Genomic DNA, 13,079 nt, shown 5'->3' on the forward strand with positions numbered 1-13,079 from the left:
AACGGCACTCGATCATTCCGGCCAAGCGGCGATGCTCGACGGCCTGGTTTCGGCCGACGTGCAAGCGCCGCCCTCGGGCGTCGCCGCGCGGTTTCTGCCTTATGGTTTTGCCCGCGCGAACCAGATCCTGATCGCACACCATCGGCCGGACGGACTCGAAGTGTGGATCAGCGACCGTACGCCGCCGCAGGCGCTTGCGGAAGTCGCGCGCAACTTTACCGCGCTGATCGTGGTACGCAAGCCGGCCGAAGAATTGGCCGAGGTGCTCAGCCATACGTATGCGACGCAAAGCGGCAGCGCCGCGCAGGTGGTGGGCGAAGTTGAAGGCGAGGTCGACCTGTCCCGGCTGATGCAGGACATCCCCGAAATCGAGGATTTGCTCGAAGCCGAAGACGACGCGCCCATCATCCGCATGATCAACGCGCTGCTGACGCAGGCCGCGCGCGAAGGGGCATCGGATATCCATATCGAGTCGTTCGAAAATGCTTCGGTGGTGCGCTTTCGCGTCGATGGCACGTTGCGCGACGTAGTGCGACCCAAGAAGGCGCTGCATGGCGCGTTGATCTCGCGCATCAAGATCATGGCCCAGCTCGATATTGCCGAGAAGCGCCTGCCACAGGATGGTCGCATTACGTTGCGCGTCGGTGGCCGGCCGGTTGATGTGCGGGTATCGACCTTGCCGACCGGACACGGTGAACGGGCGGTGCTGCGCTTGCTGGAGAAAGACGCCACGCGCCTGAACTTGACCGCGCTGGGCATGGCCTCCGATACGCTGGCGCGCTTCGATAAGTTGATCGCGCGACCGCACGGCATCGTGCTGGTGACCGGACCGACCGGGTCGGGCAAGACCACGACGCTTTACGCTGCGATCTCGCGGCTCGAAACCGCGTCATCCAACATCATGACGGTAGAAGATCCGATCGAGTATGACCTGTCCGGCATTGGCCAGACGCAGGTCAACGAGCGCATTGGCATGAGCTTCGCGCGCGCGTTACGCGCCATCCTGCGGCAGGATCCGGACATCATCATGATCGGTGAGATCCGCGACCTGGAAACCGCGCAGATCGCCGTGCAGGCCTCGCTGACCGGTCATCTCGTGCTGGCCACGCTGCATACCAACGATGCGGCCTCGGCCGTCACGCGGCTGACCGATATGGGTGTCGAGCCGTATCTGCTGGCCTCCAGCCTACTTGGCGTGATGGCGCAGCGGCTAGTGCGTCAATTGTGTCCCACCTGCCGCAGCGAAAGCGACGGCGTGTGGCGCCCGGTCGGTTGTACTGCGTGCGGCCACAGTGGCTATCGCGGCCGGCGCGGTATCTACGAATTGCTCGAAATCGACGACGCGATGCGTGCGCTGATCCACCGTCAGGCTGCCGAAGCCGAGCTGGCCGAACACGCGCAGCGCGCGGGCATGCGCACTTTGCGCGACGATGCAGGGCGCTGGCTGACGGACGGTATCACCTCGCTCGAAGAAGTGATTCGCGTCACCGGGACAGCCTGATCATGGCGGCATTTCGTTTCGAAGCGCTCGATACGGCCGGTCGGCCACAACGCGGCGGGATCGAGGCGGAAAGTGCGCGTGCTGCGCGCGGGCTATTGCGCAGCCAAGGGCTGACGCCTTTACATGTCGAGCCTGCCGGCCGAGCGGCGAGCGGGGTTGGTCGCACGCGTCGGCCGTCGTTGCGCCGCGGCTTGTCGTCGCGCGAGCAGGCGTTGATCACGCGGCAGATCGCCAGCCTGCTGGTGGCGGGCTTGCCGTTGGACGAAGTGCTGGCGATTCTTGCAGAGCAGTCCGAACGCGATGGCGTGCGCGAATTGCTGGAGGCGATCCGCTCGGAAGTGCTGGGCGGCCAATCGCTGGGCGGTGCGTTGGCGCTACACCCGCGCGACTTTCCGGAAATCTACCGGGCGCTGGTGACGGCCGGCGAGCATACCGGCAAGCTGGGGCTGGTGCTCACGCGTCTGGCCGACTATATCGAGCAACGCAACGCGCTCAAGCAGAAAATCCAGCTCGCGTTTACGTATCCGGCCGTGGTCACGGTGGTGGCCTTCGGCATCATCAGTTTCTTGCTGACTTATGTCGTGCCGCAGGTGGTGAACGTCTTCGTTTCGACCAAGCAGCAATTGCCCTTCATCACGGTGCTGATGTTGTGGCTCTCCGATTTTGTTAGACATTTCTGGTGGGCGTTGCTGGGCGGTTTCGCGGTGTCGATCTGGCTTGCGCGGCGCATCCTCGCGGTGCCCGGGCCGCAGATGGCCGTGCATCGCTGGCTGTTGGGCACGCCGCTGCTGGGCCGGCTCATGCGCGGCTACAACACGGTGCGCTTCGCCAGTACGCTGGCCATCCTCACGGCGGCGGGCGTGCCGATTCTGCGCGCGCTGCAGGCGGCCAGCGAAACCTTGAGCAACGTGGCGATGCGCGCAGTCATCGAGCAATCGATCGGACGCGTGCGGGAAGGTACGTCGCTGTCGCGCGCGCTGGCCGGGACGCGGATTTTTCCGCCGGTGCTGGTGCATTTGATTCGCTCGGGCGAGGCGACTGGCGATGTGACCACCATGCTTGACCGGGCTGCAGCGGGCGAAGCGATGGAGCTCGAGCGACGCACGCTGTTTCTGACCAGCTTGCTGGAACCGCTGCTGATACTCGCGATGGGTGGAATCGTGCTGACCATCGTGCTGGCGGTGATGCTGCCGATCATCGATTTGAATCAGATGGTGCAGTGAGTGCAGTGAGTGCAGGAAGTGCAGGAAGTGCAGTGGGTGCGATGGGTGCGGCAGGCACGGCCGACCCAGAACCGCACCGGGCGATGTTGTCAGTGCATGTAGATGGTTGGGCCGCCGCCACTCGCCGGCAGGAACACCTCGCTGCGCACGCCGTGCAGGTCGACGACGACCGAATGAGCGCGGACCTCGGCGAGCGTGCCGAAGCTGCCCAGCGCGGCGTTCAGGCCGACCACGCGCGGCGGTGCGTCACCGATGCCGATGATGGCGGCCGTGCCGCCGCCCTGGAACGACAGCAGGCCCACGAGGTGAAGCTGGCGCCCCACGGCGAGTTCGCTGTGGCCGCCGAGCAAATTGGCGGCAGCGCCCGAATCCGGCAGGGTCCGGGCGGCCGGGGCTACGTCGGGGGGCGCACTGGCGGTGTCGTGCAGCGTGATGCCCCACCACGTGAGCGTCGCGCACAGCATGGCGAACAGCGCGATCGACGCAAGCCGGGGCGCGCCCGGATGGGCCAAGGTCGGTTGGGTCGATGGGCCGGACAGCGAAGTGCGGCGCAGAGCAAAAGTCGGAAGCGTCATGAGGGTAGCGGCAATTAAGAATGGCGTTTGTCGTAAAACTGGCACCGATTATAGAGACACTGTGCGAACTAAATTTGTCAGTCAGCACGGTCGAGCTAGTCGGGCATGCCGATTTTTTTAATTATTTTCTGTTGAAGGTGTCGTCGGATGAAACTCTCAGCCAGTCATCAATTTTGCCGCGGCACGGCGAGCCAGCCGCGCCTGCTGCGTCTGCCGTATGAGGTAACAGCGGACGTAACAGCCACAGCCACAGCCACAGCCACAGCCCCACGCAAGCAACGCGGATTTACGCTGATCGAAATGATGGTCGTGATCGCGATCATCGGCATCCTGGCCGCACTGATCGTGCCTAAAATCATGAGCCGACCGGACGAGGCACGTCGGGTCGCGGCGAAGCAGGACATCGCGACCGTCATGCAAGCGCTCAAGCTATACCGCCTCGACAACGGCAGCTATCCGAGCCAGGACCAGGGTTTGCGCGCGCTGGTCGAAAAGCCGGCGGCCGATCCGCAACTGGCCAACTGGAAGGACGGCGGTTACCTGGAGCGTTTGCCCAACGATCCGTGGGCCCATCCGTATCAATACCTGAACCCTGGCGTGCACGGCGAGATCGATGTCTTTAGCTACGGTGCGGACGGCAAGGCCGGCGGCGAGGGCAACGACGCCGATATCGGCTCCTGGCAGTAGGACGCAGCGATGCGCCAGCACACCACGATAGCAACCGGTTCGCCGCGCACTGCGCGCGCGGCGGGCTTTACGCTGATCGAGATGATGGTGGTGCTGCTGATTGCCGGCATACTCGCCGCGGCCGCGACAGTCACCATGACGCGCAACCCGCATACCGACCTCAAGGAAGATGCTCAGCGTCTGGCTTTGCTGTTCGAAACCGCGAGCGACGAGGCGCAACTGCGCGACCATCCGCTGGCGTGGGAACCCGATGCGAACGGCTGGCATTTTGTCGAGCGCCTGCGCGGGCCAGCCGGCGACAGCTGGGTTCCGCTTGCTGACAACCTGTTCGCGCCGCAGGCGTGGAAGGATGGCGTATCCGGCGTGGCGATTCATTTTGCGGGCAGCTCGCAGACAGCGGGCCGGGTGCTATTCGGCGTGGAAAGTATTTCGGCCCCGGTGGTGGTGACGCTTTATTCGGACGCCGGTGCCGTGCAGATCGACGGCAACGGCAATGGCCGCTACACGGTGCGTTGACATGAAAGCCACTCGTGTACCTTCGCGTGTAACTCCGCGTGTAACTCCGCGTGTAACTCATCACGCACACCAGCGCGGCGTCACCTTGATCGAAGTACTGATCGCATTGGCGATCGTCGCGATCGCGTTGGCCGCCGCGTTGCGGGCGGTAGGCAGCCTCGCCGCAACATCGGGCGCCTTGCATCAACGGTTGCTGGCCGGCTGGAGCGCGGACAGCGAGCTGGCCCGGCTCGAACTCGAACAAGGTTGGCCCGACACGGGCACGCGGCGCTTTAACTGCGCGCAGGGCGCGCTGGCGCTAACCTGCGTGGAAACCGTCAGCGCGACGCCTAATAATTTATTACGCCGGGTCGATGTGTCGGTCTATCGCGGCGATAGCAGCGAACGGCTCGTGCAGCGAGTGACGGTGCTGGCTGACGAGACGCGCCGTGCGCTGTAAACGCTCGCCCGCGTCGTCCGCCGCTTTGCTCGCGCAAGGTCGGCGCGCTATGCAATGCCAGAACGCTATCAGAGAAGCACGTAACGCTCGGGGCTTTACGCTGATCGAGCTGCTGGTGGCGATTGCGTTGTTGGCGGTGCTGGCGGTGTTGGCCTGGCGCGGGCTCGATCAGATTGTGCGCGGCCGCGAGATATTGACGCGCTCGATGGAAAGCGAGCGCACGTTGTCGCAATTGTTCGACCAGGTGCAGGCAGACTTGCAGCGCAGCGCGCGTGATGATGCGGTCGGCGGCCCAGCCGTGCGGATTGCGGCGGGAGTAGACAGCGCAGGCGGCGAATTGACGATCGTTCGCACGCTCGCACTCGATGGCCAACCGCAGCGTTTGCAAGTGGTGCGCTATCGCTTGCAGAACGGGCATCTCCTGCGCATCGCGTCGCCGGGCGTGGCCAGTGTCGGGCAACTGCGCGCCACGCTCGACAGGGGCAGCGAAGCAGGTAGCAGCACGGTCGATCTCGTGAGCCCGGCAGGTGCGCTGCTGCTACGAGCCTACGCGCCTGGCCAAGGTTGGGTCGATGGCATGAGTGGGATCGACCGCGCATACAAGAGCAATCTTGCTGTGCTCAATATTCCGAACGGCGGCGGCCCAATACGCGGCAGCGTCACGGGCGTGGAATTGCGGCTCGTGCTACAGGGGCAAGCCGGCGTGTATAGCCGCGTTTTCCTGGTGGGGCAGTGAGATGCGGCGTACCTCCATCACGCACCTTGTGCCGACGCACACGCCCCCGCTGATGCACCGACGTCGGCACATGGCACGGTCCTCATCCGCGCCCGCCACGGCGGCGGCATCCCGCTCGACCCGATCGCAGGGGTTCGACAATGGCGGCGGTGATACGTCACGCCCGCGTTCCCAGCGTGGCGCGGCGATCGTCACGGCCCTGCTGGTCGTTGCGCTTTCCGCCATTTTGGTGTCGGGCCTCTTGTGGCGCCAGCAGATCCAGGTGCGTCGCCTCGAAAACGAGCGGCTACGCGATCAGGCCGCATGGGTCGTGCGAGGCGCGGTCAACTGGACGCGGCTGGTGCTGCGCAACGCGGCGGATGTCAGCAATATCGATTACCTGGGTGGGGCTTGGGCAGTGCCGATTGCGCCGACCCGTTTGTCGGACTTGATCGGCAGCGCAGGCGACGGGGGGGGCGACAGTGCCAGCGGCATCGGTGCGGCGCTGGTGTCGGGTTCCATCGAAGACGCGCAAGCGCGATTCAATTTGCGCAATCTGGTGTGGGCGCCACCGCCGGGTGCGTTGCAGGTCGACCCGGCGCAGACGCGCCACTTCCAGCGCTTGCTGCAGTTGGTCGGTCTGGACACGCAATTGGCGGATGTCACCGCGCAACGCCTGCGTGCGGCTTTACAAAATCAACCGACTCGCTTTCAGACGGCACCCGGCAGTGCCAGCGCGATAGCTGGCGGCGTCGCCGTGCAACCGACGGATGGCGGGGCGTTCAGCGCGCAACCGGGGCTAGCCGACGATCAGGATGATAACGAGGACCGCCCCTTGCCGCCGCTCGATGTCGATTGGCTGCTCGACGTGCCGGGCTTCACTGCGGCGATGGTCGAACGCTTGCGTCCATTCGTCACGGTGTTACCGCTGCCCACGCTGGTCAACGTCAACACGGCGTCGCCCGAAGTGCTGGCCGCGATGATACCCGGGCTCAACATCGGCCAGGCGCAAACCCTTGTGAGCGGGCGCGACCGAGCTTGGTTCGTCAATATCGGTGACCTGAGCAACCGGATCGGCGGCGGCAGCAGCCAAGCACCGCAGCCTGACAGCAGCGAGCTCGATATCCATAGTAATTTTTTTGTGCTGCACGGCGAGGTTCGTTACGAGCGTGCGGTACTGCGCCGCGACACGCTGATTTTCCGCGATAACTTGACGCATGCAACGCGCATCGTCAGCGTGCGCGATATTGAATAAGGCCCTGCATTGAGTACCCTGATCGTCCTACTACCGCCTCGCGATCCTGCCGTGCCCGCGCAAGAATGGCAATGGCCCGAGCTTCCCTTCATGCTGCTCGATCGCCGTCGTCAGGTCGTGCGGGCCGGTCGTGCCGCGCTGTCGTCGCTGCCGCCTGCCGGCACGCTGATCCTCCAATTCGCCGCGCGCGATCTATTGATGCTGCGCGTGGCATTGCCGCCGGTGAAGGGGGCGCGGCTGATGCAGGCGTTGCCCAATATCATCGAAGACCACCTGATCCAGGATGCCCAGACCTGCCACATCGCGGTCGACCCGATGCCGCCCACGCATGGGGCCGACGACGCCGAGCGCATCGTGGCGGTGGTCGATCGCAACTGGTTCCGCTTCGTGCTCGCTGCCTTTGCCGAGGCGGGTTATCGGCAGATTCGCGCGGTGCCGCTAACGCGTTGTTTGCCGGCTGCGGATAAGGCTGGCGATGCATCGACTGAAGCATCGGCTATTGCATCCACAGAGCGGGCGCATGGTGTCGATCTTCCGGACGTGGCCGGCGCGCTTGATCAATCGACCGCAGCCCCGCAAATGAAACTGGTCGTGTTGATCGTGGGCGCGACCGTTGCGAATGCTGCCGTCGACTCGTCTCTCTATGCGCTGGGTGGCACGGCCCCGCAGTTCGGCGCGTCGGGCATCGAGTTGGCGCTGGCGCGCGGCGCATTGGGCGAGGGCGTATCGATACCGCTCACGCAAGGTCTGTCGATGCCGCTCGCTGATGGCCTGGTTGCTCCGGGTGAGTTCGTGAGTGGATCCTCGGGTGGATTAGAATTCGCGCTGTCGCGGGCCGGGCTCGAGCGCAGTCTCGCGACGCTGTCGGGTGGTGTGCCGTACGTGCTGTATCGGCTGCAGGAGCCGGGGAGCGACGTACGCTTGGCGCCGAGCATGGCGGCGTACGCCGCAAGCGATGCAGGCAGCGCAGGGAACGTAAGTAGCGCAGACAGCATAAGGAACGCAGGCGGCACAGAGAGCGTAGGCGGTGCGGGACATGCAGGCAATCCACACGACATACGGCCCTTACCCTTCGAAACGCTTGCGCGAAATGCGCTCGCGTGCGGCTTCGATCTGTGCCAGTTCGAATTCGCCAAGCCGCCGCTGCGGCTCGATCGTGCGACGCTGACGCGCTGGCGCTGGCCGATCGCGCTGGTGCTCGCTTCGCTGCTGGTGGCGGTCGTGGGAAATAACGTGCAATGGCTGATGCTGAGCAAACGCTACGACGCGTTGCTGGACCGTCAAACGGAGCTGTTGATGACCGCATTCCCGAAGACCGGCGCGGTGCTCGACGCGCCCGCGCAGATGACGCGTCAGGTCGACCAGTTGCGTACGGCATCGGGCGAACTGGCGCCTAACGATTTCCTCGCACTGGCCGATGCGCTCTCGCGTTCGCTCGCGCCGTTGCCACCCACGGCGATTGCACAACTGGATTATCACGAGCGCACGCTGACGGTGACGTTCACGCCTGCCGTCAACGTGGACGATGCGCTCGTACGACGCCTCGAAGCGAATGGCGTGGGCGCCAAAGCCGACGGCAATCGCTGGACACTGCGGAGTCTGCAATGAACACCATGATCGAAGCCGTCTGGGCCAACTGCTCGCCGCGCGAAAAAACGTTGTTGAGCAGTGGCGCCATTCTCTTGTCGTTGGCGCTTATCTACGGCGTGCTGTGGGCGCCGGGCGCGAGTGGGCGTCAACGCTTGCTCGACGATATACCGCAGTTGCAGACCCAGCTCGCACAAATGACGCGTCAGGCAGAGGAAGCGCATGCGCTGCAGTCGGGCGCACAGGGGGTGCCTGTGAGCGGCACTGCACTGCGCGATGCGCTCGCTTCGTCGCTCGCCCGGCGCGGGTTGCAGAACGCGCAACTCAACAGCGCGGGGCAGGGGTTTCAACTGCAGCTCAAGAACGTCAATTTCGCCGATTACGTGGGATGGCTCGACGAAATCCGGCACGCGGATAAAGTGCAGATCGTCGATGCTCATGTGAGCGTGTTGCCGAGTGCGGGGCAAGTGGACGTCACTGCGACGTTGCAAAGTGTCTCGCGTTAAGGTTGGCACGATGAGCGAGCGCGAAGCCGGTTTCCTTAGCATGAGCGGGTGGTGGATCCGTCGCGCGCTGCCGTGGGTTGCGGCGGCTGTGCTATCGATAGGGGCGACGCTGTTGACCATGCTGCCGGTTGCATGGCTCGCTCCGGTGCTGGCTTACGCGAGCCATGAGCAAGTCGAATTGGCTGGCCCCGAGGGTTCGCTATGGGATGGGCAGGCCAACTTGGTGCTCGCAGCCGCCGAGGATCCGACGGCGCGTACCGAGTTGCCTGCGCGCATCCACTGGCATACCGCATTCTGGCCGCTATTGGTTGGGCACTTGCGCGTGCGCGTCGATGCTAACGATGCGTTGCCGCAGGCGGTCGAATTCGACGCGAGCTTGCGCCGCAGCACGGTGTCGGCTGGCACGCTGAACATACCTGCGAGTCTTTTGAGTGGGCTTGGCGCGCCGTTCAACACGCTGGGCCTGGAAGGCCGGATGCGACTCGAATGGGCCGCCTGCAGCGCGGTCGGGCAGTCGCCGTTCTGCCAAATGACCTTAAGCGCGACTCAACTGTCATCGCGCATGTCGCGAGTGCGACCGCTGGGCAGTTATCGATTCGATGTGGTGTTGAATGGGCAGACGATGGGGCTCGTGCTGAAAACGACTGAAGGTCCGCTGCGGCTGGACGGCAACGGTGGTCTCGATGGCGGACGGTTTCAGTTCAATGGCCGGGCGCAGTCGGACCCGAGTGCGGGTGCAAGCCTTGCTGGCTTGTTGAGCCTGTTGGGCATGCGCCAGCCGGACGGCAGTTACGCATTGACGTTCGCGCGGTAGAAAACAGTTTTAAGTGAAAATTTCCGCAAGCGGCTTTGACCTGCAAGACGACGTTGATCGTTAATAACGATGGAGTTACTATTGCAAGTGAGTCGGGAGTGCTGATGCTTCGGTGCGATGGACGATTGCTCCACTTGGCTTACCGTATATCTCAAACGGACCGCATATGCGGTCCGTTTCCTTTTATGAACTAACGTGCTTTAAAGAAGCAAGTCTTCGTAAAACGCACCGAAGGGTCTGGTCAGATGAGCAAGCTGGATCTCCAAAATCCAGAGACCAATATCGGGGCAACGATCGAAATCTCCAAGATCGCCGGCTTGATAAATGGCATGTGGAAAATCCGACACGCGATGTCCCTTGATGTGCAGATTGAGGCGCCAGCCCAGTTCCGTCGCGCGCTGATCCGCGAAGGCATAGAGCGCGGTGCCTGATGCGCCGGCTGCCTGCCATTGATGCTTGACCTCGTCATACAAGGTTTGTGCGGCGCGCGCGCACGCTTTCATTTCATCGTCGTGCCCAACCACAAACGTTGTGCCGGCATCGCCTTCGTGCCCGTTCCAGACCACCCCGATGTCGATGGGAAGAATTGCCAAACTTTTTTAGAAGAGGAAAATTTTTAGGACTGCATCGGGGTATCGGAATTTGAAGGCAAAATGTAAAGTTCGGTGGTTTTTCTGGCTGTGTGTGCAGCTAATGAGCTGGGCGAGGTCCAATGCGACCCGCCTTGTTTATGGGAGCGCAACGCAGGTTGATGACGTGGCGCGCGATGAAAACAAAATTAAACCGAATGAGTCAGTGTTATGCCATGCGCCGATCCTAAGTGCCCTATTTGTCGCCCGAACTGGCAGGAGGACGAGGCCACCGCGAAAAAGCGCGCGGAAGAAGACAAACAGGATTGCATCAACTGCTGGCGCTTTTATCAGCAGAAAGCTGAGGCCATCGTATCCGTTGGCGATCCGATTACGCGCAACCGACGTATCAATGCTGCCTATGCGCAACTGTGGCTGGACGATCATCGTTTCCAGTGGGCGGGATTGGCAGCGTTTGCGTCGAAGCAGGTCGGCTGTGGCCTGCTCAATGCTGCCAGCATGATCGGCAAGTCCAATCGGCAGCGTGATGCCTATCAGCAGTGGGAGCGACAAAGTTCGCCGCTGGAGAGATTGTCGCCTTACGCGTCACCGCGCATGCCTATCCCGGATCAAGCAATGGGTGCCGGAGGTGAAACGGTCTATCAAATGCTGGCACAAGGCAACACAGCGGTGTTTCTCGACATGTGGCGGCTGCATATGTTTTACAAAGAGTTCGGGCTGAAACGGCTCAAGCGGTGTTTGCCTGAGCGGAAACAACTGCGCGGGTCAGTCATATGGCCGATCTCAAAAAGTGTCGAATTTGGCGAAGTAAAGATTGAGGTCTCGCAGGGATTTGAAGCAATCGACTCAGGTAACCTCACTGGAGGTGTCCTGCAATTGGCCAGGCATGAGCAATTTAATATCCTCCAGCCTGCCATGTACGACGACCCGGCCTTTGCCGTATTGATGCGAGCCGACCAGTTCGCCTGGGCGCTAAACATCCCGACTGGATCGGCACAGGAAATTCAGTTGACGTTTGCCAATCAATGCACGGTTACGGGCGGCAACGCGCGGCATGAGGTGTTTAGCAAAGAGCCTCTGGCGAATCTGGCTGATGCAGAGCAGAGAATGGCTTTCGTCGGACGTGCTGCAGAGCGTTTCGATCAGCTACTACGTCATCCGTTGGATCGCTATTCCGTCGAAAATTCCCTGTTCCTCATGGCACACCCTCCGCGGAGTAGCCGATGATCGCAATCAGTCGAATCAACACGTGCTGGCGTATCGTCGGCGCAATCCTTGGACTCTCTGCCATGTGGGGAGTCTATGCGGTGCTACGACCGGTCGACGAAGTAGTATTAACGATTGGAGAGTCCTACGAGCACGTACGCCAGCAGTCACGGTCAACTCTGCCTGCAGTCACGCCTTACAACATTTTCTGTCCTTACGTGCGACGCCCGGCCACTCTACGATTTAGCGACCCTCAGTATGGATTCACGACCCCAGCCGCAAAATTCCTGGCCATATGCGCCGACATGAACGGCAAAGTCGAGCAGCTCACTCTATCGCCACAGGTCGAAACTCTGCCGCTTGATGAGACGATGGCAATCCTCGTTGATTTACAGAATCAACTTCGCCGCGGAGGATGGCGACCCACTCTCGTTGTCGACAATCCATTGGTCGTAGACACACCGGCCACGCGAGCCGAGATACGCAACTTTGGCATCCGCCAAACCTTCTGGCTCGCCAGCGACAAATATCAGGCCTTTCTCAGTGTTCGCCGTTTCGTGCACGAGAACCGCCCAAACGACGAGCGTTATCTGATCACTCTGCAACTGAGTGGGCCACCCTTTCTGGTCGATCTTTCCGGTGGTTGAGAGTTTCCGCCTCGAAGTTATTTTAAGGGCGTCCCGACTGTCCCTGGGCGCACACTCGGCGCGGGGTAACCGATGACCGCAATCAGGAAAATCAAAGCGCGCGGGCTTATCGCCGACACAATCCTCGTTGCGCAGTAAAAAGCCGTTCCGTTGACGGCAGAGCACCCGCAAAACGAAAAGCCCGCTAGGCTTTCGCTTTGCGGGCTTGCGTATTGGTTGCGGGGATAGGATTTGAACCTATGACCTTCGGGTTATGAGCCCGACGAGCTGCCAGACTGCTCCACCCCGCGGACGGGAGTGTAATCGCTTAAGCGAATCGGAGCAATCTAAACTTTACAATTACCTTATTTCCGCAGAGCCAGCATCGCATCTTCAAGCGCTAGTCGCAGCTGTTCCGCCCCTCTGATGCCAGGCAGGCGGCGCTGTGGGTGAGCTGGATCGCTGGTCATGATGATCAGCGACGCGGTGCCGAACAAGCGCTGCCACCACGGCTGGATACAGGTGATGCTGCGGATCGCGGACAGTTCCAGGCTCGAAGCGCGGCTTTTGAAGACGCCCTGGCGCCAGATAATCCGTTCCGTATCGATGACGATTTCGGTGAACGCGGTTTTGATAAAGGGCAACACGGCGCCCGCCATGACGGCAACCGCTTGTATAAGCAAGACAAACCAGTTGAGCGCAAAGCTTTTCGACGCGTAAAGATGTATCGCGCCAATGAGCACGATGACAGCGCCTGCTTTCAATAACGCAGGAAGATTAATGACTTGCGAAGGCGCGCCATCGAAAATCAGATGTTTAGACATCTTGTTTTGCCTCAT

15 protein-coding genes and 1 tRNA gene are annotated in these 13,079 nt (G+C 61.9%); 12 read left to right on the forward strand and 4 right to left on the reverse strand.

All coding sequences use genetic code 11. From position 1 onward, the window contains the following. The first annotated feature begins 31 nt into the window (after nucleotides 1-31). Both gspE and gspF read left to right on the forward strand, forming a co-directional pair. Nucleotides 32-1,501 carry a type II secretion system ATPase GspE gene (gspE, locus tag GSQ77_RS12325; protein WP_158902991.1) on the forward strand — a complete coding sequence of 490 codons (1,470 nt, stop codon included), beginning with the start codon at nucleotides 32-34 and terminating at the stop codon, nucleotides 1,499-1,501. Between the two features lie 2 nt (nucleotides 1,502-1,503). Then, the gene (gspF, locus tag GSQ77_RS12330) at nucleotides 1,504-2,724 is read left to right on the forward strand and encodes a type II secretion system inner membrane protein GspF (protein WP_158902367.1); all 1,221 of its coding nucleotides are present in this window, start codon (nucleotides 1,504-1,506) and stop codon (nucleotides 2,722-2,724) included. Nucleotides 2,725-2,813: 89 nt separating this feature from the next. Here the strand turns inward: gspF and GSQ77_RS12335 are convergent, their stop codons facing one another. After that, nucleotides 2,814-3,344 carry a general secretion pathway protein GspC gene (locus tag GSQ77_RS12335; RefSeq protein WP_158902369.1) on the reverse strand — a complete coding sequence of 177 codons (531 nt, stop codon included), beginning with the start codon at nucleotides 3,342-3,344 and terminating at the stop codon, nucleotides 2,814-2,816. Nucleotides 3,345-3,509: 165 nt separating this feature from the next. Between GSQ77_RS12335 and gspG the strand changes: the two genes are divergently transcribed. From gspG to gspN, 8 genes are all read left to right on the forward strand, one after another. After that, nucleotides 3,510-3,986, forward strand: a complete 477-nt coding sequence (gspG, locus tag GSQ77_RS12340) for a type II secretion system major pseudopilin GspG (protein ID WP_301951153.1) — start codon at nucleotides 3,510-3,512, stop codon at nucleotides 3,984-3,986. A 9-nt stretch (nucleotides 3,987-3,995) separates the two neighbouring features. Continuing rightward, entirely contained in the window at nucleotides 3,996-4,502 is a 507-nt protein-coding gene (locus GSQ77_RS12345) for a GspH/FimT family pseudopilin (RefSeq protein ID WP_158902373.1), read from the forward strand. A gap of 1 nt (nucleotide 4,503) precedes the next feature. Further along, on the forward strand, nucleotides 4,504-4,941 hold the full coding sequence (gspI, locus tag GSQ77_RS12350) for a type II secretion system minor pseudopilin GspI (protein ID WP_158902375.1): 438 nt from the start codon (nucleotides 4,504-4,506) through the stop codon (nucleotides 4,939-4,941). Then, nucleotides 4,931-5,677, forward strand: a complete 747-nt coding sequence (locus GSQ77_RS12355) for a type II secretion system protein J (RefSeq protein ID WP_158902377.1) — start codon at nucleotides 4,931-4,933, stop codon at nucleotides 5,675-5,677. Before gspI ends, GSQ77_RS12355 begins: the two co-directional genes overlap by 11 nt. 70 nt (nucleotides 5,678-5,747) lie before the next feature. Further along, the gene (gene gspK, locus GSQ77_RS12360) at nucleotides 5,748-6,911 is read left to right on the forward strand and encodes a type II secretion system minor pseudopilin GspK (protein WP_158902379.1); all 1,164 of its coding nucleotides are present in this window, start codon (nucleotides 5,748-5,750) and stop codon (nucleotides 6,909-6,911) included. Nucleotides 6,912-6,920: 9 nt separating this feature from the next. Further along, nucleotides 6,921-8,519 (forward strand): type II secretion system protein GspL, encoded by a 1,599-nt coding sequence (gspL, locus tag GSQ77_RS12365; protein ID WP_254067564.1) that lies wholly within the window; start codon nucleotides 6,921-6,923, stop codon nucleotides 8,517-8,519. Beyond that, nucleotides 8,516-9,004, forward strand: coding sequence for a type II secretion system protein GspM (gene gspM / locus GSQ77_RS12370; protein WP_158902381.1), 489 nt, complete (start codon nucleotides 8,516-8,518; stop codon nucleotides 9,002-9,004). Before gspL ends, gspM begins: the two co-directional genes overlap by 4 nt. Before the next feature lie 10 nt (nucleotides 9,005-9,014). Further along, nucleotides 9,015-9,818, forward strand: a complete 804-nt coding sequence (gene gspN, locus GSQ77_RS12375) for a type II secretion system protein N (protein ID WP_158902384.1) — start codon at nucleotides 9,015-9,017, stop codon at nucleotides 9,816-9,818. Between the two features lie 200 nt (nucleotides 9,819-10,018). On the opposite strand, the gene GSQ77_RS12380 is transcribed toward gspN, so the two are convergent. Continuing rightward, nucleotides 10,019-10,411, reverse strand: a complete 393-nt coding sequence (locus tag GSQ77_RS12380; protein WP_254067565.1) for a M24 family metallopeptidase — start codon at nucleotides 10,409-10,411, stop codon at nucleotides 10,019-10,021. 207 nt (nucleotides 10,412-10,618) lie between these two features. Between GSQ77_RS12380 and GSQ77_RS12385 the strand changes: the two genes are divergently transcribed. Further along, complete coding sequence (locus GSQ77_RS12385) at nucleotides 10,619-11,635, forward strand: hypothetical protein (protein ID WP_158902386.1); 1,017 nt, start codon at nucleotides 10,619-10,621, stop codon at nucleotides 11,633-11,635. Nucleotides 11,636-11,919: 284 nt separating this feature from the next. Next, nucleotides 11,920-12,261 carry a hypothetical protein gene (locus tag GSQ77_RS29470; protein ID WP_254067566.1) on the forward strand — a complete coding sequence of 114 codons (342 nt, stop codon included), beginning with the start codon at nucleotides 11,920-11,922 and terminating at the stop codon, nucleotides 12,259-12,261. A gap of 213 nt (nucleotides 12,262-12,474) precedes the next feature. On the opposite strand, the gene GSQ77_RS12395 is transcribed toward GSQ77_RS29470, so the two are convergent. Both GSQ77_RS12395 and GSQ77_RS12400 read right to left on the reverse strand, forming a co-directional pair. Beyond that, a tRNA-Met gene (locus GSQ77_RS12395) sits at nucleotides 12,475-12,551 on the reverse strand. Between the two features lie 54 nt (nucleotides 12,552-12,605). Next, nucleotides 12,606-13,064, reverse strand: a complete 459-nt coding sequence (locus GSQ77_RS12400; RefSeq protein ID WP_158902388.1) for a PH domain-containing protein — start codon at nucleotides 13,062-13,064, stop codon at nucleotides 12,606-12,608. Nucleotides 13,065-13,079 lie beyond the last annotated feature (15 nt).

Source organism: Burkholderia sp. L27(2015) (genome assembly GCF_009765705.1).
In the GTDB taxonomy this organism is placed as follows: Bacteria; Pseudomonadota; Gammaproteobacteria; order Burkholderiales; family Burkholderiaceae; genus LMUX01.